We start from the raw sequence: 19606 nt of genomic DNA, 5'->3' as shown, positions 1-19606 counted from the left end.
TATTAACGGACAAAAATACAATCTATTGCGAAAATAGCGGTCCCTTTTTAAGGAAAAATCTACTAAATTTCAAGGTTATGTCGTGTCGAATAGTAGTGCTTACTTTCGTTTTCAAATTGGTATGAGCCTTTTTGCCAAGCTATTTCTTGCCTTGAGAAGCCTAAAACGTGGTGGGTTATGGTTCGCAGGTCTTCACCAATTTCACTGTAAATCAGACGACTAATTCCTAAATATAAGGGCTTTGAGCATGCGTCGCTGATGGCTAATGCCTTGTCGATACACGATCCGAACCACAATCTGCCATGGTCGCATTTCGTTCCTAAGATTCTGCCGTGGTCAACTCCGATTGAAATGTTTACACTTGAAAACTGTGGGTGTTTTTGAGGCAGTACTTTCCCAATTATATAACTGAGTTTGAATGCGTTGGTGATATGGATGTCAACATCTTTGATTGATGATGGGTAGAAAATGAGGAAACTCGAATTAGTGTAGCAAGCAAAAACGCCATTTGTGTCGTTGGCAAAAAGCTTCAGAACTTCCTGATACATCTTGTAGATTTTTGAAGCCGCACGTTTCCCATCATTTTTGGTGATAAAGGGAATGTTTTTGATGTTGATGTATAACACGGTGGCATTGGTGACAATTGCTGAAAGGCTGTCGTTCAAATCATCAAAAGCATTCATTTCCTTGGTTTCAATGATAGAATACTCTTCGTTTTGCAGGGAATCTATCTTATTGTTGATGTCGTCTATTAGGCTCATTTTTGTTATGTTTAAAATATTTGCAAAAATAGAGATTTCAAGAATAAAAACAAAAAAAGCATTGGCAAATTTGTCAATGCTTTTGAGAAAAAATTCTACAATTAATTATTCCATGTTTGTGTAGACGGCTTGGATGTCTTCGTCTTCGTCGAGTTTGTCGAGGAATTTCTCGATTTCAACCATCTGTTCGTCGGTGAAACTGACGGTGCTGTTCGGGAAACGTTGCAGGTTAGCCTTCACGATGTTGATCTTGCGTTCTTCCAGAGCGTCGTGCATGGTGCCGTAGTCGGTCCAAGCGGTGTAGACGGTTGTTGTTGTTGTTTCTTCCTCTTCGTCGGTTTCTTGGGTGATTTCGTCAAGACCGAAATCAATCAGTTCGAGTTCGAGGTCGTCTTTTTCCATGCCGACTGGCATTTCGATTTCGAAGACAGCTTTTCTGGTGAACATGAATTCGAGAGAGCCGATTGGCAGGAAGCTGCCGCCGCACTTGTTGAAGTATGATTTCACATTGGCCACGGTGCGTGTGGTGTTGTCGGTAGCGCATTCAACCATGCACTGGATGCCGAAAGGCCCCTTGCCTTCGTATGTGATTTCCACGAGGTTGGCAGCATCCTTATCGGTGGCGCGCTTGATGGCGGCATCGATGTTGTCCTTAGGCATGTTTTCAGCCTTGGCGTTCTGGATGGCCTGACGCAGTTTGGGGTTCATGTCAGGATCGGGGCCGCCTTCCTTGGCTGCAATGGTGATCAACTTACCTAATTTTGGAAACACGCGTGACATGTGTCCCCATCTTTTCATTTTCGCCGCTTTGCGGTATTCAAATGCTCTTCCCATATTGTAATGTGTTTAGTTTTAAATTTTAGGCCGCAAAGATAGTAAATCCCATAGAATAATGGCAAAATTGAAGCAAAAATCTTATGATGTGCGTTTTAAATGTATTTTTGCAAGACGATTTTGACGAAATGAAAATATTGGTCTTGACATGGCATGACGATTGCTGCGGCCCGATGGCGGCTGCATTTCTGCGCGATTATTCGCAAAAACTTGAGGTCGTTTCTGCCGGAATACATTCTGTGGAAAACATTCAGCCATTGGTGGTTGCGGCGATGAAAGAGTGTCTTGTGGATTTGTCAGCAGTGAAACCGAATGCTTTCGGTAATTGTGAACAGAATGCATTTGATTATATATTATTAATAGGTGTGCCTGCAGATTTTTGTCAAATTGATGCGGCAAAAACGGTTTCCCTAAATCCTGAAATCGTGGCATGCGACTTGGATTCGATGCGCCTGTTGCGTGATTGGATTAAAAACGAGGCTTTCATTGTTTATAAAACCCGTTTCCGTTGAAATGTGTCGGCTTGTTGCAGCGTGTGAATATCCCAAAACAAAAAAGCCGCTCTATCGAACGGCTTTTTATCGGTCTTGAAGAAAAGATTAAGCTTCAGTGTTTTCAGCTGGAGTTTCTTCAGCAGGAGCTTCTGCTGCTTGAGCAGCAGCTTCTTCAGCCTTGCGGGCTTCGATTTCGGCTTGCTTTCTCTTGGCGATTTCAGCAGCGCGAGCTTCGTTGATAGCCTTTTCAGCTTCAAAACGTGCTTTCTTTTCGCCTCTTGCTTTTTCTTCGTTAGCCTTGACAGCGTTGGCAGCCTTAGCTTCCTTTTCCTTCATCCAGTTCTGGAACTTGACTTCGGCTTGTTCCTCGGTCATAGCACCTTTCTGGACACCGCGCATCAGGTGATACTTCATCATGACGCCGACTTTTGAAAGCAGTGAGCGGACTGTGTCTGTCGGGACAGCACCGACTGAATACCAATACAAAGCTCTGTCGAACTTGATGTTGATTTGAGCTGGGTCGGTGATTGGGTTGTAAGTGCCTATTTTCTCAATGAACTTACCATCACGTGGTGAACGAGAGTCGGCAATTACGATGTGATAGAAAGGCTGGCCTTTCTTGCCATGTCTTTGCAATCTGATTTTTGCTGGCATAATTTAGTGTTTAAAGTTGATTTTTAATGAATTAACTAAAACCATCCCGTGGTTTCCGAGTGCAAAAGTACGACTTTTTCTTTGATTGACAATAAAATGGTTCAAAATTGCGGGAAAATTGTTCAAATCACTTCCTAATTATGCAAAGCGTTTTGAACGTTTTTCTTCCACGCGAAGCGCATTTGAACCATTTTGAACTATTTTCATTCTAAATTGGCACTAAACTTGCTTGAGATATTCCATTTTTTCATAAATTTGCCCGCTTAAACTATATGTAAAGGAAACACAATTAAAAATTTCAATTTATCACACTATGAAAAAGTATTTGATGAGTATGCTTGCCTTGGTTCTTGGCATCGGTATGGTCAACGCCCATCCCGTCGACCAGAGCAGGGCTAAGTATGTCGGACAACAGTTTGTCCAGGCTAATTTCGAGCAGACAAGAGCCAATGGCGAATTGACCTTGGTCTACACGGCAACAACTAACAGAGGCGCTGCCTGCTTCTATGTCTACAATGTCGGTAACGAAGGCTTCGTCATCGTTTCGGCTGACGACATTTACCGCCCTATCGTCGGTTATTCCGATCAGGGTACTTTCGATGCTCAGAACATCAATCCGGCTCTGAACTGCATGTTGAACAACCTTATCGAAGGCAGAAGCAACAGACTTACGGGCCATGCTGACCCGGCAACCGCTTCCGAATGGGAAACCGTGATGAACAACGGCACTTTGCGTTCACTCTATCCTGGCCGTGCAGCCACTTACATGCTTACCACCACTTGGAATCAGGACAGCCCTTACAACCTGCTTTGTCCTACTGGCACTGGTGGTCCTGGCGGACGCTGCTATGCCGGTTGCGTTGCAACAGCCATGTCGCAGGTGATGAAATTCTGGGAACATCCTGCACAGGGTACCGGAAGCCATTCATACAATTGCCCAGGCCATGGCCAGCAGAGCGCAAACTTTGGTGCTACGACCTACGACTGGAAAAACATGCCAAACAGTCTTTCAAACAACTCGCCTGAAGAAGAAAAACTGGCCGTTGCTACCTTGATGTATCATTGTGGCGTTGCCGTTGATATGGAATATGCCGTTGATGGCAGTGGTTCTCAGTCAGACCGTGTCCCTGGTGCCATTTCCAACTATTTCGGCTATGCAGGTGCATCTGTCTATCGTGAAAGAGCAAGTTATTCACGTGAGGCTTGGAACGATATGGTGATTGAACAGTTCGACATGGGCTGGCCTGTCTATTATTCCGGTTGCGACAACGGCAATCCTATCGGCTGTCACGCTTTCGTCACCGATGGTTACAACGAAGCCGGTCTCTATCACTGGAACTGGGGCTGGAGCGGCAGCGGCGATGGCTGGTACGATTTCGATGCCATGGATTACTCCTATTATAGAGATGCTGCCGTGTTCAATTACGTTCCTGCTGAAGTTTACAACAGCACGGCTCAGGCTCCTACCAACTTCAACGTTACGCCTGCTGCTAACAACGAACTTTCAGCTACCATGACTTGGGTCAACCCAAACAAGACCTTGAACAACGCCAACCTTTCAACCATCGACATGATTGTCGTTGAAAGAAACGGTGAAATCATCTATACCGAAAACAATGTCACTCCTGGTGCCACGATGACCGTTACCGATGCTAACGTTCCTCGTTTCGATTCTTTCGACTATACCATTTACGCTGTAATCGGCGGCAACCATGGTAAAGTCGCTTACAAGAAGAGCGTTCCTTTCGGCCCAACCTGTTCATGGAAACTTATGATGACCACAACCTCATTCCAAGGTTGGCGCGGTGGTGCCGTTCTCGTTTACAATGCAGCCGGCACTCAGATTGGCAGCTACACAACCACTTCTTCGGGCACAACATCAGTCGATATTGATATGCCAGTTGGCGCTGTTTCATTCGGCTGGTCGGTTCCTACTGCTGAGGTTAGCAGCATGAGCATTGTCATTAAGGATTCACAGAACGCTACGGTCTACAATTACAGCGGTTCGTCCAACAATTTGGAAGAAGGCATTTTCCTGTCGATGAACAACAGCTGCGGCGAAAACATCGCTGTTTCAGTTCCTACAAATGCTATTGCCGTCGTTGACGATGCCAACCACAATAACATCAATGTTTCATGGGACGGTGTCAACGAACAAGGTTATGGCTATGTCGTTTATCGCGACAATCTGCTTTACCGTTTGATTCCTACCGCTACATCATTTGTCGATGAAAACGCTCCTCGTGGCGGTCACTGCTACAAGGTCGGTTTCATGGGCTTCGGTGGTGAAAACGGCGAATATTCCAACGAATCATGCGCTGTGGCTGGCGAAGGCTGCGATCCTGCAACACATCTCGATTACGAACAGACAGGTTCTGCTTTCAAGACCAAGCTGAAGTGGAACAAGCCTGAAAATGCTGAAGGTCTTTCCGGCTACTTCGTCATGCGTAAGGCTGAAGGCGGCGAATATGAACGCATTAAGCTGTGCAATGCAAGCGCAACATCTTACACCGACAACGCTTCGCTCGAAGAAGGTGACTATTACTATCAGGTGATTGCCTACTATCAGGGCATCGACTGCACATCAGCTCCTGCCGCTTGGATTGGCGACAACAATCAGTTCTTCCTGCACGTTTACTATTCACCAACCGCAGTCAACGAACTGGGTGAAGAAAAGGTGGCTCTCTTCCCGAACCCTGCAAGAGAAAGCTTCACCGTTGAAGGTGTCGATTTGACTCACGTTGTCGTGTTCAACACAATCGGCCAGACGGTTTATGAATCAGATTGCGACGGCAACTCATTCGTCATCAACCTGAGCGATGTCGAATCAGGTCTTTACATGGTTCGCGTTTCCACCAAGAATGGCGAAACCACAAAGCGTATTTCAGTCGTGAAGTAATCGTTTGAATGATACGAAATTGAAAAGGCTGTCCGTTTGGGCAGCCTTTTTTGTGGCAACAATATATACGATTTGTCTTTTTTAATAATCAAAACAACCAGGACCTATAAAACAATTGTTTATCCGGATCTGAATCTCGCAACCGCTCGATTCAATGCAGCCTTTTGGTGATTTCAATTTACGTTCATCATGTTGGGGTCAAATAGTGTTTTATTGCCCAGAAATAACCCCTCGGAAGCGCAAATCGAAAAGGCCGCCAGCTTTTGAAAAAAGCACGAGCGGCAAATTTTAAAAGCCCGCCTGCTTTTTCAAAAAGCAGGCCGCCTTTTACCCAAAAGGCCGCCGCCTTTTGGTAGGAAGGCTGAAAGCGTACCAAGGCAAGTAACGCATTTATGATACATTTGTGAAAGATTTATGTCCCGCAAAAAGAAAAACTTCCTATTTTAGCCCCACGAAAAGCAAAGCAATGAAAACAGCGCGAACATATTTTGCCGACGAAGACGAAGTCTTGCAGGAGTTCAGCTTGCATTGTTGCGGGGTTGGTTGTTGAAATAGTAGATGTACTTGGAGGTTTTGATTGGTTGTATGATAAGTTTTAACATCATGAAAGCGTATTATAGAGTGTATTATTTTCTATACCATTGGTTGGTTAATTGTAATGCCTATCGTGGTTTAAAAAGTTTGTCAGCACATCTTGCAGTACTTTTCATTTCTTTGATAGGTTTGTATTTTTTAGGGTTTATAGAAACGCTATGCCTTTGTTTGGGAATGAAACAAATATTCCCTGCCTCAAGTGTTTTTATTACCATAGCATTATTGTTGATTATCAATTCGTTGTTTTTCTTGTGGAAGAAAAGATACCTTGCGATATGCGAAATGTTCCAAAACGAGAGCAGGAAAGAAAGAATCATCAAGAATATTCTATGCGTTGCTTTTATTCTGTTTGCCATGTTTGGGATGACATTTTTAGACAATCCTTATATGAAGTGAGACGCATGTAACATTATTTTGTGGAAGCCGTCATGTCTTTTGGCGGCTTCCTTACTAATAATTCATTAGATGTTGGTCTTTGGAAAAGTAATTTTCCTATTTTAGCCCCATGAAAAGCGAAGCAATGGAAACAGCCCGAACATATTTTGCCGACAAAGGCGAAGCCTTGCAGGAGTTCAGCTACGACGCCTGAGGCTATTCCGTATAGGTGGATAGGCACGAACAACAAAAGGCTGTCCGTTTGGGCAGCCTTTTTAGTGTTTTATTTCAATCGCCAATTGAAAAACTGCCCATGTTTCTTGGTTTTTCTGCCAAACTGAATGGCGAATTTCGGGCAGCGGTGCAGACAGCCTAAGCAAAAGGCGCATTTGTCGGAAGTCCAGACGGGCTTGCCGTTTTCCAGTTTGATGATGCCCGAAGGACACAGCTTTTCACAAAGGCCGCAGCTGATGCAATCTCCGCTGACGGTAAATTTGCGTGTCGACTGTTTTTTGTAGGAAGGGTAGACCAAAGGCGTGAGTGGCGTGAAACCTTTGTGGCGGTTGAAATCGCCCTTGGCTTTGCTTTTCACTTTTTCTATGATTTCGTCAATCTTGGGTTCGGCGGTATCGAGTATGTGTTCCATCTTGGCTTTGTCGCTCACATCGAACATCGGTGTCCAAGTGTCGGGCATGAGGACGGAGAACTGGGCGTCGGTCTTCCTGCCGAGTGCCTTTTCAAACATTTTTCCTGCTGCTCCCGTGCTGCCGCCGCAGGTGAAGACGAGATAGACGTAGGGCCAGTTGCTCATTCTAAAGTCTTTCAGGAAATTTATGACGATGTTGGGAATGCCCCAATAGTAGACGGGCATCACGAAACCGAGTGTCTTGCTGTCGGTGCAACGGATGTCGGTTGTGGCCATGTCGCAGAGGGTCTCGTTGAGTGCTTCTGCAAGTCGTTGGGCTACATATTTGCTGTTGCCCGTGCCGGAAAAGTAATAAATCATATTTGAACATTTAATTGTGGCAAAGATAACCGAAAAAGAAAGAAATAGGTTCAATTGAGATGAAAAAAATCACCGCCAGCCCAAACCAACGGTGATTTTTCGTTGTAGAGACGTTGCGTGCAACGTCTCAATGTAGATTATAATCTGACAATCTTCCGCGTCATGCAGCCCGTAGCGGTTTCGATTCTGACGAAATAAACGCCAGTGCTGAGGCCACTGATGGTGTAGTTGTCTGCATCAAGGTTGATGTCCATGATGGTCTCGCCGCGCATACCGTAGACCGTCAATCTTGTCATGCCTTTGCAATTGATGTTGAAGGCATCATCGGATGGGTTAGGGTAGATGTTAGTCTTGATGTCGTTTTCGTTGACACCATCTTCCAATGTTACCATGATGTAATTGTCGCCATCGGCTGTCGTGGCTGGTTCTGATTCGCAATAGCCATAATCGGCGGTCACTTGAAAATAGATAGTGGTGGATTCATTGAAATTGTCGAAATAGGTGGTCAAGTCTGTCGAACCGTAAAATTCGTAGTCGCTGCCCGTAAAACTACGGTAAATGTAGTAATTCTGAGCACCTTCGGCAGCGTTCCAGTCAAAGAAGAAGATGTCGGGGTTTTGGCTTGAGACGTGGAGATTGGTCGGAGCTTCGCAAGGCCGTTCAATATCGACGCAAGCTGGTGAAGAATCTGGTGAAGTGCCTTCAATACATTCGCTCGCTACGGTGTAGCAATGATGGCCGTTTTCAACGTCTTCGTCAATGTAATTGGTGGCGGTAAGGTCTTTGGCAATCATCTCGTCGTCTCTGTAGAGGGTGTATGACAGTGCCGAACTGACGCTGTTCCAAGTGATGATGACATTGGCTCCGTTGACGATGGCCTGCACGTTGGTAGGAGCGGTGCAAGGGTCAGCGGTAGTGGCGCAGGCCTGGTTCGATGGGTCGGAAATGTTACCGTTGTCGCAGTTGGTTTTCACCGTGTAGCAGTATTGGGTGCTGTAATCCAGGTTTCTGTCGGTATAGGTCGTGCCTGAAAGATTGTTGGCAATCATGGTTTCGCCTCTGAACACGCGGTAGGTTCCTGCTGATGGTGATGGAGTCCACGACAGGTTGATGGTGCTTCCTGTAGCTGTGGCCGTGAGATTGGTAGGAGCTTCGCAGCTGCCGCCGGCTTGCGAGGTGAGGGAGACATCGTCAAGGTCGATGAGGTAAATGTTTGAGCAGTAGAAGTGGCGGATGGCGATGTAGACGTTCTGTCCGGCATATTGGCTGAGGTCGATGTTGTGCTCGTGCCACTGACCTTGGTCGCCGTCGCGTGTGCCTTTGTCGTTGAGGTCCCATTCGGCGATGGTGGTGAAATCATCGGGATTGGTGTTGCTTGCAGTTGAGACGGCTACGCCGTAATGTTCGCCAGGGTAGACGTACCAGTCTAAGCAGACATAGAAAGTGAACACGGATGTCTCGTCGATGGCAACCAATGGTGATACGAGGAAGTTGTCGGGATTGAGCCCCCAGCGGTCCGTTTTTAATGCCGAAGCCCAGCTTTCGGAATAGGCATAACGGGCACTGCCGTTATGGCCGTCGCCTTGCACTTGAAGCGCAGATGAGTTCATCCAGTTGTGACCGTCGCCGTCGGCGTCGATGGTGGTCATGATGCCAAGGGTGCCGTCTTCAAAGTCTTCGGAGAAATTGCTGATAGGTCTTTGGGCATTTGCCAAGCCTATAATGGCAAACAATGATACAGCCAAAAAAAGTAGATTTTTCTTCATTATAGATAGATTTTATTGTTTAATAAATTATTGTTTGTTGACTTGATTTCTACAAGAGAAAGGATTATTGATTACAAAAGTAAAGAAAAAAACATAATAAATTGAAAAATCCGATAAAATCTTAAAAATCAGTGAATCTGAATTAGTTCGTGTTTTTCTCACCTGCGTTCCAATCAATGCTTTTGTATTCAGGTTCCTCGTTTTCTGTCACAGGTATTTCGGCTTGTGCATATTCTTCATCGGAAGTAATATTTTGGTTTTGCGTAAGTTGTTGCTGTTTCCTGATGAATTTTATTCCGAGTTTCCAAAGTTTGATGTCGCCTAAAATGAAAACGATGAAAATGACGGTTGCAAGTCCCGATGAAAGGAATTCCTCAATCATCAGCAGATAGTCGAACAATCCATGAACCGCCGCAGCGCATATTACGCTGAGAATCAGATTTCTTGCCCGATGCTTTTTGTCGAACTTCGCCAAGGAAAAGAAATAACCCATCACCACGGCAAAAAGGAAATGGCCAGGAACGGAAACCAATGCGCGTGAAAAACCGGTTGAAATGGCGATTTGGTAGGCTTCTGCCGCCGAACTTGAAACGTACAAAAGATTCTCGACACAGGCAAAACCCAATCCGACGAAAGCAGCATAAACAATGCCGTCCATGTATTCGTCGAATTCCTTGCGCCGCCAAATGAAGAGGAAAAGGATGATGAATTTCGACAGCTCTTCGGGAATGCCGGCCTCAAAAAAAGCCTGATAAGCTGTGCTTTCCGAATAGAAAACCAACTTGATGAGGTCGATGACGACAAAATCCAATGGAATGGCAAGCATGCCCCCGATGAAAGCTTTTGCCAGCAGTTTGATGGGTTCTTTCTGGTATTTGTCCTGAAAGTAAATGAAAATCATCAGTACCACAACGGGCAGAATCGACAATCCGATGAGCAAATAATCCATAGTTTTATGATATTAAGTAACTGATAATGATCGAAGCAACGAATAATAAAAGCACCCACAGCAGAATCTTCACAAATCCGTTGACTGACGATGTTTTCTTTTCGTTTGGCAGGTGCGTCTCTATTTTAGGCTTGCTTTTTTTCTTGGCCGACATTTCTTTTCCGATTTGTTCGCAAAAGTATGAAAAAACTGTTGATGTCGATTGAATCCTGACAATTATATTCAAATTGGACTTTAACCGCTAATCGCGGCGAATTAGGCGAATCTTTGTTGTCAGCCATAAGTCCAGCGGACGGTCGGGAATTAAAAACTTCATTTTTTCTTGCTTTCCGTTTATTCCTGTCCTATATTTGCAGTGTCAAAATCAGGCAAGTATGGCTGAATCTTTCACATATTGCATCAATATGAACGGCAGGCTCTATGACCCCATGCTTGGCCGCATGCTCTCTCCCGACATCGTGGTGCAGCAGACGGACTACACCCAGTCGTACAACCGCTATTCCTATTGCTTCAACAACCCGCTGAGGTTTACGGATCCGAGCGGGTGGGTATGTGGTGGATATTGCGCCAGAGTATTAAAACCTAATACACATAATTACCTTAATAAAAAGTCACGATGAAAACAAAACCCGCGTTCATAGTTCTAATATCGGTATGGTCTTTCTTCACGTCATGTAGTTCTAATCGGTTCTCAACACTTGTCTCTAAGGACGAACTAACTACGGCTATGAATCAGACATGGCTTATGATAGAAGAAAACGATTCCCTGTCATTAGCTAAAGAGAATATTACGCTATACCCTTGTTATAGAATGAATTTTCCCAATGTTGACAGTCTAAACGCCAAAAGGTTTTCAAAAGACTATTACCAAAGTGAATCTGGTTTTATTCAAGATATTATTTTGTTGAAAAAGGAAGGATTCTCTTTCTGCAACAAAAGTCCTTTTTATGTTGAGCAAATCATTTTGTATAATGTTGAGGAAAAGCAAGCAAGCGTTATAGATAAAAATCATAAAACTGAATCATTTCTTTACGAAGGAAATGAAATCGCATTTGGCCAAGAGTTGATGCAATTGTTACATGATAAGGCTTTGGATTGTGTTTTCACATGTGAATTGCCCGATTTTTCCATAGTCGAATATCCGGATTTTTCTGACAAGTACGCTTTCTTCTTTGCGTTAAAAGACAATCAATTGTATGTGGTTTTCCCCAACAATGGTATTTATTATCCATTTGATGATTCGAGGTCTGATATTATTATGTTACAAGCAAAGGACTATTTTAATTGTTATTGGAATAGAATAACCAACTTGAAAAATAGAAATAGAATCATTTCGGTTTAGGACGGCAATATTTGTTTTGCCGCCCTATTATTAAAATAGCTATATTTACCACCATAGCATTAAGAAAGAGAAATGACTATGCACTACACCTTCACCGACCATCAGGGCAGCCTCGTCGTCTACACTTTCAATTTGAAATTGTAATTTTGCGACATGATAATGTTGTTTTATCATGATAAATAGACATGATTTGTATGTATAAAAGATTGTTGGACATTGATAACGAATACAATGACAGCGTTCTTCTGTTCGGAGCAAGACAAACTGAAAAAACGACCTGGCTGACTTCGCATTTTCATGATTGCCGCTATTACGATTTGCTCAGACCTTCCGAATTCGAGTGTCTTCTCCAGCATCCTGAATTTTTGTCCGAGGAATTACAAAAGGAAACTCAACGGCATTGACATTCTTCCCGTATCGGATTTTCTGAAAGACCTTTGGAATGGTCTGGTGATTTGACAGGCTTTCGTCCTTTGAACCAGCCCTTTTCAGTACAATGCACAAAAAATAACTTCTCTTTCGTTTTCATTCGCGAAATTGCCTATTTTTGCAAAAAAGTTTCCCGATATGCAAGAAATGATTTTGATACTTGATTTCGGTTCGCAGGTGACACAACTCATTGGCCGTCGCCTCCGCGAATTGAATGTTTACTGTGAAATTCATCCTTATAACAAGATTCCCGCCATTGGCCCGAATGTGAAAGGCGTCATTTTGAGTGGCAGTCCTTTTTCGGTCCGCGACGAGAAGGCTCCTTTTGTCAATCTGGAAGGCATTAAAGGCAAAATGCCTTTGCTGGGCATTTGCTATGGCGCTCAGTTCATTTCGCAACACTTTGGCGGTGAGGTGAATGGCTCCATCGCCCGCGAATATGGTCGTGCCATGCTGACCATCATTGACGAGGTTTCGCCTTTGTTCAAAAATGTGAGCAAATCGAGCCAGGTGTGGATGAGCCACGGCGACACGATTGCCAAATTGCCAGCTGGAGCACGCATCATCGCCTCGACGGAAGATGTGGAGAATGCCGCCTATAAGATTGATGGCGAAGAAACCTACGCCGTGCAGTTCCATCCCGAAGTTTTCCACACCAAGGAAGGCCCTCAGATTTTGGCTAATTTCGCCCTCGGCATCTGCGGCTGCAAAGGCGATTGGACACCGGATTCGTTCATCGACAATACCGTTGCAAGCCTTCGCCAGCAGCTTGGCGACGACAAGGTGATTCTCGGCCTTTCGGGTGGCGTCGACAGCACCGTGGCTGCCGTTTTGCTGAATAAGGCTATTGGCAAGAACCTGACCTGCATTTTCGTTGACAACGGCTTGCTGCGCAAAAATGAGTTTGAAGAAGTCCTCGAATCCTATAAGGAAATGGGACTGAACGTGATAGGCGTCCATTCCGGCGCGTTGTTCCTGAAGAAACTGGAAGGCGTCACTGACCCGGAGGCCAAGCGTAAAGCCATCGGCTCGACATTCATCGAAGTCTTTGATGCCGAAGCCCAAAAGATTGAAGGCGCACGTTGGCTGGCTCAAGGCACCATTTATCCTGATGTCATCGAGAGCGTCAGCGTGAATGGACCAAGTTGCAAGATCAAGTCGCACCACAATGTGGGCGGCTTGCCGGAAAAGATGAACCTGAAGATTGTGGAACCGCTGCGCACGCTGTTTAAGGACGAAGTGCGCCGTGTGGGCCGCGCCTTGGGCATCAAGCGTGAACTGATTGGCCGTCATCCTTTCCCGGGACCGAGTCTGGGCATCCGCATTTTGGGCGAAGTAACCGAAGAAAAACTACGCATCTTGCGCGATGCCGATGATATTTTCATCAAAGGCCTACGCAATTGGCCTTGCGAGTTGCCAAGCGCATCCTATCCGAATGAAATGGCTGACAACCTGTATGATGGCATTTGGCAGGCAGGCACGATATTGCTGCCAGTGAAATCGGTTGGCGTGATGGGCGATGAACGCAGTTATGAGTTCACGATTGCCTTGCGTGCCGTCATTTCGACCGATGGCATGACTGCCGACTGGGTGCATCTGCCCTACGAGTTCCTTGCCAAAGTGTCGAACGATATTATTAATAAGGTGAAGGGCGTGAATCGCGTCTGTTACGACATTTCGTCGAAACCGCCTGCGACAATTGAGTGGGAATGATTATTGAATGGTTGAATTGTTTGAGGTTTATCTGTTGAAAGTTGAAAGTGAAAAAGTGAAAAGTTGAAAGTGACTTGGACTTTTGGGCGATCTTTACTGGGAACAGAAAACCGATAACTTTTAGAGTAGTGTTTTCAATGCGGAATGACTTCGGCTGTTCCGCATTTTTGTTTGCGTGCAATAATTTTGTATTTTTGCCGCTTCAATTATAGAAATTCGATATGAAAAAGATAATTTTGATATTTCTGCTGGCCGCTTTCATGCCTTTGCTCGCTGATGCTCAGGTCGTTGTGGAACGGTCGAAGGAAATCATTACGGTCGGTGGCGTGGAATATTACATGCACCATGTGAAGCAAGGGGAGACCTTGTACAGCATTTCGAAAGCCTATCATGTTTCCATTGAGGAAATTACGCGAAAGAATCCTGAAGTTAATGACGGACTGCAAGCCGAAATGGTGCTTGGAATCCCGGTGGTTGATTTCTCTGAGGAAGAAACGCAACCCGTTCAGAATGTGGTGGAGAATAAGGTCGAAGAACCGCAAGTAATATCTTATAATGATGGCGGTTATACGGTTTCCCGTGGCGAAAATCTTTACACGATTGCAAAGAAATTTGGCATTGATTTGGCTGATTTCAAGGCCATTAATCCTGGCCTGACGAATGAACCTGCCGAGGGAACGGTGATTAAGGTGCCGTCAATTCGCAATGAGGAGGAATATTTGGTTCACAAGGTGGAATTGAGTGAAAAGACTTCAAGTATGCTGAAAAAATGGAAAATCGATGAAGACGCGTTCAGAGCCTTGAATCCGGCCGTTGGTTCGCATGTTTTTTCTGACCAAATAGTTCTGATTCCGATTGAAAAGGTGGAAATCATCGAAAATCCTGCTGCCGTCGTTGATGATGAAGAGGAAGAAGAACCGATTGCTTCTGAAACACCTGTAACTGAGCCAATTATTGTTGAGGAAGAACCTGTTGCTGTTTCAAATTGTTCTGAAAAATCCGAAAATGCACATGAGCATTACAAGGTGGCATTGCTCATTCCTTTGTATTTAGGTGAGGTTAATGACATCGATATTTCACCGGAAAGCTTAGTGAAATCACGCAAGGCACGGCCGTTGTCGTTCCTACAGTTTTACGAAGGCTTTATGATTGCAATTGATTCGCTGACAAAACATTACGGATTGCGTTTGGATTTGACGGTGATTGATGTGACTGAAAACATAGGCACGGCTCAAAATGCTGTCAGTCAGTTGGAAAAAAGTCCGGTCGATTTGATTGTCGGACCGTTTTTCAGCAAGTCATTCGGCGTGGTTCAGGAATATGCGAAGGAACATAAAACACTCATTGTTAATCCTTTGTCGACTCGTGAAAATATTGTTGAAGGCAATCCTTACGTTGTGAAACTGAAACCAAACGCAGCTGGTCAGTTGTCGCAGCTGGCAAGTCTTGTCAATCAGTATTTTGGCGATTCCAACGTGTCGATTATCAGCCAAAGCAGTATTTCGGAAGGCACATCTGCCTATTTGGATGAGATGGAACGTCTGCTGAATTTGGCCATCAATTCGGAAGTGGTGCTCACGACTGACGATTTCATGCGTTATGCCCAAAATGAAGGTCGCCGTTTGGAATTGGGAAACAAATTGCCTTCGACAATTGAAGTGGAAGGTCAAATATACGCGACTAAGGACTTGAAAAACGGTGCAATAGACAATGTGCGGGTTGAAAATTCGGTCGGCCGGTATGTTTATAATTCTGGAGATATGAGCGCTTTCACCAAAAGCCTTTCCGAAGTGCGGAATAATCTTGTGATTGCATACGGTACGGATAATGTTTTTGCTACTCAAATACTTAACAAGCTGAATAAGACGGCTGAAACTCATCCAATTACTTTGGTTGCCATGCCCGACTGGTCGGATTTGGACAAACTGCTTGTCGAGAATCTGCTGAAAATGAATGCCATTTATTTCAGCGATGATTTTGTCGATTACAACAGCAATGAGGCAAAGCGATTTGTGCTTCAGTTCAGAAGGAAATATTCCTGTGAGCCAACCGATTACGCTTTCTCGGGTTTCGATGTGGCCTGGTATTTCATGAATGCCATGATGCGTTACGGTCACGAACCGAAGGATTGTCTGCTGAATTTCGAAATGCCTTTGCTGTCAAATTCATTCCGTTTCGTGAAAACTGCTTCTGACAATGGTCTGGAAAACTATCAATGGAGCGTTTATCAATATGATAATGAAAATGTTGAACTGAAACCTATCAATCTTTCAGAGACAGGAAAATGATTCGATTTATTATGAAAAAAACATTTTTTCTATTTGCTTTAGTTGTCCTGTTTCTGTCGTCGTGTGACGACGGAACACGCAAGTCGTATTGGGATAACGGCAACCTGAAGTCGGAACTCAGTTATGAAGGCGATGTGCTGAATGGCACCTGCACATGGTATTATGAAAATGGCCGTAAGCAGTTTCAGGTTGATTATCAGAATAATAAAATGAACGGAAAGATGACGCGCTGGTACGAGAACGGCAACATCATGGAAGATGGTTTCTACAAGGATGGCGAACTCGACAGCATTTACCATTCCTATTCCCTGAAGGGCATTTTGGCCTCCGAGGAACATTATTCCGATGGTAAACTGAATGGCCCAATCGTGAAATGGTACGAAAACGGACAGGTTTTTACCGAAGGTCAGTTTGTCGATGGCATGATGGATGGCTCATGGATGATGTTTTATTCTGATGGCGCGTTGGCATCAACGGCAAATTACGTGATGGGTACCGGCCAACAGATTGGTTATGAAATGTCGGGCTATAAATGTTTGGTAACCAATTATGTGGCTAATCAGAAACATGGTTTGGAGACTTATTATAATCCCGATGGAACGGTGGCAAAAACCACGGTTTATGAATATGGCGAGGAAGTGGAAACCACATTTCATGGTGGAGAGTAAAATAATTTCAAGTAAATTTCGTTTGTAAAATTAAAAATACTACCTTTGCAGCGAAATAACTGAAAAGTTAGCGTTAGAAAGCATTTAACTTATAAAAGTAAACACATAAACCTTTTAAAATTAAACAAATAAAATGAAAGTAAATGACATTATGGTCGCCCTGGAAAAGAAACATCCAGGCGAAAATGAGTATCTGCAATCAGTACGCGAAGTGCTCGAATCAATCGAAGAAGTCTACAACCAGCATCCAGAATTTGAAGCTGCTAAGATCGTTGAACGTCTCGTTGAACCAGATCGCATCTTCACATTCCGTGTTACATGGGTTGACGATAAAGGTGAAGTCCAGGTTAACCTCGGCTACCGTGTTCAGTACAACGCAGCTCTTGGCGCTTACAAAGGCGGCCTCCGTTTCCACCCAGCAGTTAACGTTTCAATGCTGAAGTTCTTGGGCTTCGAACACATCTTCAAGAACTCACTGTCCAACCTCCCACTCGGTGGTGGTAAGGGCGGTGCTGATTTCGACCCAACAGGCAAATCAGATGCTGAAATCATGCGTTTCTGCCAGGCTTTCATGTATGAATTGTGGCGCAACATCGGCGCTGACCAAGATTCACCAGCTGGTGACGTCGGCGTTGGCGGCCGTGAAATCGGTTACCTCTATGGCGCTTACAAGAAGCTCGCTCGTGAACACAGCACAGGTGCTCTGACTGGTAAGAGCTATGGCTGGGGTGGTTCTTTGATCCGTCCTGAAGCTACCGGTTTCGGTGCTATGTACTATGTCGACCGCATGGTTCACCAGAAGGGTGAAACAATGGAAGGCAAGAGAGTCGCTCTGTCAGGCTTCGGTAACGTGGCTTGGGGTGCTGCTACAAAGGCTACAGAACTCGGCGCTAAGGTCGTCGCTCTGTCAGGCCCAGACGGCGTTTGCGAACTCCCAGAAGGCATCAACAAGGAAATGATCGACTATATGCTGGTCATGCGTGACTCACGTCGTAACAAGGTTGAAGACATGGCTACCAAGTTCCCAGGCAAGGCCATCTTCACTCCTGGTAAGAAGGCTTGGATGGTGAAGTGCGACATCGCTTGCCCATCAGCATTCCAGAACGAACTGAACGAAGACGATGCTAAGGAATTGGTTGCTAACGGTGTTCAGTATGTTGCTGAAATCTCCAACATGGGTTGCCAGCCAGCAGCTATCGCTTACATCCAGAACGCTGGTATTCCTTTCGCTCCAGGTAAGGCTGTCAACGCTGGTGGCGTTGCTACCTCTGGCCTCGAAATCTGCCAGAATGCTGCTCACATCAACTGGACTGCTCCTGAAGTTGACCAGAAGCTCCACAAGATCATGAACGACATTTATGACATGTGCGTTGAATACGGTAAGCAAGCTGACGGTAGCATCAACTACGTCAAGGGTGCTAACATCGCCGGTTTCATGCGCGTTGCTAAGGCTATGATGGCTCAAGGCATCATCTAATTTGTCATCACGACTTAATTCAACAAAGGCGGCTCGTAAGGCCGCCTTTGTTTGTTATTATTCTTCGTAAAAAAAAGCTAATCCCAAAAATAAGATGAATTTTAGGATTGTAATCCTAAAAATTAGCTTAAATTTGGGATTGTAATCCCAAAAATTAGGCAAATTTTGGGATTAGCATAAAAATAATGCTTATCTTTGCAGCCGAAATAATATGGATAAGTATGGTTATAAGGCAATTGCAAAAAGTCATTGAGGAAAGAATGTTCAAAGGCAAGGTGATTATTCTCATCGGCGCACGGCAAGTGGGAAAAAGCACCTTGATGAAACATTTGGTCGGCAACATGAATGTTCCCGTTTTGTCGTTGAATTGCGATGAGCCGGAGATGAAAGAGATGCTGGACAAACCGAATTCCGAGGATTTGCGCCTGCTGATTGGAAATAACAAAGTGATTTTGATTGACGAAGCCCAGCAAGTGCCCGACATAGGCCTGACCTTGAAGCGCATGGTCGATAATTTTCCTGATGTTCAGATTCTTGTGACGGGTTCGTCGTCGTTTGACCTGCAAAACCTGCTGAATGAGCCTTTGACGGGACGCAAATACGAGTATCATCTGTATCCGATTTCTATTTCGGAGCTTTACGATGACAAGGGCTATCTTTTCATAAAGCAAACCTTGGAGCAAAGGCTGATTTATGGCTCGTATCCAGAGGTGATTAACCATCCTGAAGAGGCGGAAAACATCATTTTGGACTTGATAAACAGCTATCTGTATAAGGATTTGCTGACTTTGGATGGTTTGCGTCGCCCGACCTTAATCAACAAGATTGTCAAGGCTTTGGCGTTTCAGGTGGGGAGAGAAGTCTCGTTTAATGAGCTGGCGCAGACAGTGGGCACCGATAACAAGACGGTTGAGAAATACATCGATTTGCTAGAGAAATGTTTCATCGTTTTCCGCATGGAGGGCTTGAGCCGAAATATGCGCAACGAGTTGAAAAAGGCGAAAAAGTTTTATTTCTGGGATAACGGTGTGCGAAACGCAGTCATTCAGAGTTTTGCGCCAGTCGGATTGCGTCAGGATATGGGCGCTTTGTGGGAGAATTTCTTCATCAGCGAGCGGTTGAAACGGAATCATTATTCCGATTATCGATGCTTGACCTATTTCTGGCGCACGACGCAACAGCAGGAAATCGATTACGTTGAGGAAAAAGACGGAGCGTTTTCGATTTTCGAGATGAAATGGAATCCGAATAAGTCGAAGACGAAATTTCCTGATTCGTTTTTGAATAATTATGCTGTAAATCAATCTGTTGTCGTAACGCCTGAAAACTATTTTGAATTTTTAAGACCTTAATTGAA

Annotated in this window: 17 protein-coding genes; 10 read left to right on the top strand and 7 right to left on the bottom strand. The window is 44.7% G+C overall.

Features of this window, described 5'->3' with window-relative positions; genetic code table 11:
• Positions 1-62: 62 nt before the first annotated feature.
• Together AC06MN_RS07185 and AC06MN_RS07180 are read right to left on the bottom strand one after the other, a co-directional pair.
• Positions 63-761, bottom strand: a complete 699-nt coding sequence (locus AC06MN_RS07185) for a hypothetical protein (RefSeq protein WP_475671677.1) — start codon at positions 759-761, stop codon at positions 63-65.
• 105 nt (positions 762-866) lie between these two features.
• A complete protein-coding gene (locus AC06MN_RS07180; RefSeq protein ID WP_475671676.1) occupies positions 867-1595 on the bottom strand; it encodes a YebC/PmpR family DNA-binding transcriptional regulator in 729 nt (242 codons plus the stop codon).
• Between the two features lie 107 nt (positions 1596-1702).
• On the opposite strand from AC06MN_RS07180, the gene AC06MN_RS07175 reads away from it, so the two are divergent.
• Complete coding sequence (locus AC06MN_RS07175; protein WP_475671675.1) at positions 1703-2107, top strand: arsenate reductase/protein-tyrosine-phosphatase family protein; 405 nt, start codon at positions 1703-1705, stop codon at positions 2105-2107.
• An 87-nt stretch (positions 2108-2194) separates the two neighbouring features.
• Here the strand turns inward: AC06MN_RS07175 and AC06MN_RS07170 are convergent, their stop codons facing one another.
• Positions 2195-2743, bottom strand: coding sequence for a 30S ribosomal protein S16 (locus tag AC06MN_RS07170; protein WP_475671674.1), 549 nt, complete (start codon positions 2741-2743; stop codon positions 2195-2197).
• A 313-nt stretch (positions 2744-3056) separates the two neighbouring features.
• On the opposite strand from AC06MN_RS07170, the gene AC06MN_RS07165 reads away from it, so the two are divergent.
• Positions 3057-5642, top strand: coding sequence for a C10 family peptidase (locus tag AC06MN_RS07165; protein ID WP_475671673.1), 2586 nt, complete (start codon positions 3057-3059; stop codon positions 5640-5642).
• Positions 5643-5829: 187 nt separating this feature from the next.
• Here the strand turns inward: AC06MN_RS07165 and AC06MN_RS07160 are convergent, their stop codons facing one another.
• From AC06MN_RS07160 to AC06MN_RS07145, 4 genes are all read right to left on the bottom strand, one after another.
• Entirely contained in the window at positions 5830-6018 is a 189-nt protein-coding gene (locus AC06MN_RS07160; protein WP_475671672.1) for a hypothetical protein, read from the bottom strand.
• 876 nt (positions 6019-6894) lie between these two features.
• Positions 6895-7617: an EFR1 family ferrodoxin gene (locus AC06MN_RS07155; RefSeq protein ID WP_475671671.1), complete on the bottom strand. Its 723-nt coding sequence runs from the start codon at positions 7615-7617 to the stop codon at positions 6895-6897.
• A 137-nt stretch (positions 7618-7754) separates the two neighbouring features.
• Complete coding sequence (locus AC06MN_RS07150) at positions 7755-9383, bottom strand: choice-of-anchor J domain-containing protein (protein ID WP_475671670.1); 1629 nt, start codon at positions 9381-9383, stop codon at positions 7755-7757.
• 142 nt (positions 9384-9525) lie between these two features.
• Positions 9526-10332: a PrsW family intramembrane metalloprotease gene (locus AC06MN_RS07145; protein WP_475671669.1), complete on the bottom strand. Its 807-nt coding sequence runs from the start codon at positions 10330-10332 to the stop codon at positions 9526-9528.
• Between the two features lie 374 nt (positions 10333-10706).
• On the opposite strand from AC06MN_RS07145, the gene AC06MN_RS07140 reads away from it, so the two are divergent.
• The 8 genes from AC06MN_RS07140 to AC06MN_RS07105 all read left to right on the top strand — a co-directional run bounded on the left by AC06MN_RS07140 (position 10707) and on the right by AC06MN_RS07105 (position 19601).
• Positions 10707-10952, top strand: coding sequence for an RHS repeat-associated core domain-containing protein (locus AC06MN_RS07140; protein WP_475671668.1), 246 nt, complete (start codon positions 10707-10709; stop codon positions 10950-10952).
• A 125-nt stretch (positions 10953-11077) separates the two neighbouring features.
• Positions 11078-11674, top strand: coding sequence for a hypothetical protein (locus AC06MN_RS07135; RefSeq protein WP_475671667.1), 597 nt, complete (start codon positions 11078-11080; stop codon positions 11672-11674).
• A 297-nt stretch (positions 11675-11971) separates the two neighbouring features.
• On the top strand, positions 11972-12133 hold the full coding sequence (locus AC06MN_RS07130; RefSeq protein ID WP_475671666.1) for a hypothetical protein: 162 nt from the start codon (positions 11972-11974) through the stop codon (positions 12131-12133).
• Between the two features lie 108 nt (positions 12134-12241).
• Positions 12242-13816: a glutamine-hydrolyzing GMP synthase gene (guaA, locus tag AC06MN_RS07125; protein WP_475671665.1), complete on the top strand. Its 1575-nt coding sequence runs from the start codon at positions 12242-12244 to the stop codon at positions 13814-13816.
• Between the two features lie 221 nt (positions 13817-14037).
• Positions 14038-16104 (top strand): LysM peptidoglycan-binding domain-containing protein, encoded by a 2067-nt coding sequence (locus AC06MN_RS07120; RefSeq protein ID WP_475671664.1) that lies wholly within the window; start codon positions 14038-14040, stop codon positions 16102-16104.
• An 11-nt stretch (positions 16105-16115) separates the two neighbouring features.
• Entirely contained in the window at positions 16116-16772 is a 657-nt protein-coding gene (locus AC06MN_RS07115; RefSeq protein ID WP_475671663.1) for a toxin-antitoxin system YwqK family antitoxin, read from the top strand.
• 133 nt (positions 16773-16905) lie between these two features.
• Positions 16906-18249, top strand: coding sequence for an NADP-specific glutamate dehydrogenase (gdhA, locus tag AC06MN_RS07110; protein WP_475671662.1), 1344 nt, complete (start codon positions 16906-16908; stop codon positions 18247-18249).
• A gap of 221 nt (positions 18250-18470) precedes the next feature.
• A complete protein-coding gene (locus AC06MN_RS07105; protein ID WP_475671661.1) occupies positions 18471-19601 on the top strand; it encodes an ATP-binding protein in 1131 nt (376 codons plus the stop codon).
• Positions 19602-19606: the final 5 nt, after the last annotated feature.

The organism is Candidatus Limimorpha sp. (genome assembly GCF_056203535.1).
The sequence above is the reverse complement of the archived record's forward strand: the minus strand, read 5'-3'. Positions and strand labels throughout refer to the sequence as shown.

Bases quoted from the DNA above. Each gene is read 5' to 3' on its own strand.
- AC06MN_RS07115 (WP_475671663.1), top strand. From the start codon at position 16,116: ATGAAAAAAACATTTTTTCTATTTGCTTTAGTTGTCCTGTTTCTGTCG.
- AC06MN_RS07135 (WP_475671667.1), top strand. From the start codon at position 11,078: ATGATAGAAGAAAACGATTCCCTGTCATTAGCTAAAGAGAATATTACG.
- guaA (WP_475671665.1), top strand. From the start codon at position 12,242: ATGCAAGAAATGATTTTGATACTTGATTTCGGTTCGCAGGTGACACAA.
- AC06MN_RS07105 (WP_475671661.1), top strand. From the start codon at position 18,471: ATGGTTATAAGGCAATTGCAAAAAGTCATTGAGGAAAGAATGTTCAAA.
- AC06MN_RS07140 (WP_475671668.1), top strand. From the start codon at position 10,707: ATGGCTGAATCTTTCACATATTGCATCAATATGAACGGCAGGCTCTAT.
- AC06MN_RS07180 (WP_475671676.1), bottom strand. From the start codon at position 1,595: ATGGGAAGAGCATTTGAATACCGCAAAGCGGCGAAAATGAAAAGATGG.
- AC06MN_RS07130 (WP_475671666.1), top strand. From the start codon at position 11,972: ATGATTGCCGCTATTACGATTTGCTCAGACCTTCCGAATTCGAGTGTC.
- AC06MN_RS07165 (WP_475671673.1), top strand. From the start codon at position 3,057: ATGAAAAAGTATTTGATGAGTATGCTTGCCTTGGTTCTTGGCATCGGT.
- AC06MN_RS07145 (WP_475671669.1), bottom strand. From the start codon at position 10,332: ATGGATTATTTGCTCATCGGATTGTCGATTCTGCCCGTTGTGGTACTG.
- AC06MN_RS07170 (WP_475671674.1), bottom strand. From the start codon at position 2,743: ATGCCAGCAAAAATCAGATTGCAAAGACATGGCAAGAAAGGCCAGCCT.
- AC06MN_RS07120 (WP_475671664.1), top strand. From the start codon at position 14,038: ATGAAAAAGATAATTTTGATATTTCTGCTGGCCGCTTTCATGCCTTTG.
- AC06MN_RS07150 (WP_475671670.1), bottom strand. From the start codon at position 9,383: ATGAAGAAAAATCTACTTTTTTTGGCTGTATCATTGTTTGCCATTATA.
- AC06MN_RS07185 (WP_475671677.1), bottom strand. From the start codon at position 761: ATGAGCCTAATAGACGACATCAACAATAAGATAGATTCCCTGCAAAAC.
- gdhA (WP_475671662.1), top strand. From the start codon at position 16,906: ATGAAAGTAAATGACATTATGGTCGCCCTGGAAAAGAAACATCCAGGC.
- AC06MN_RS07155 (WP_475671671.1), bottom strand. From the start codon at position 7,617: ATGATTTATTACTTTTCCGGCACGGGCAACAGCAAATATGTAGCCCAA.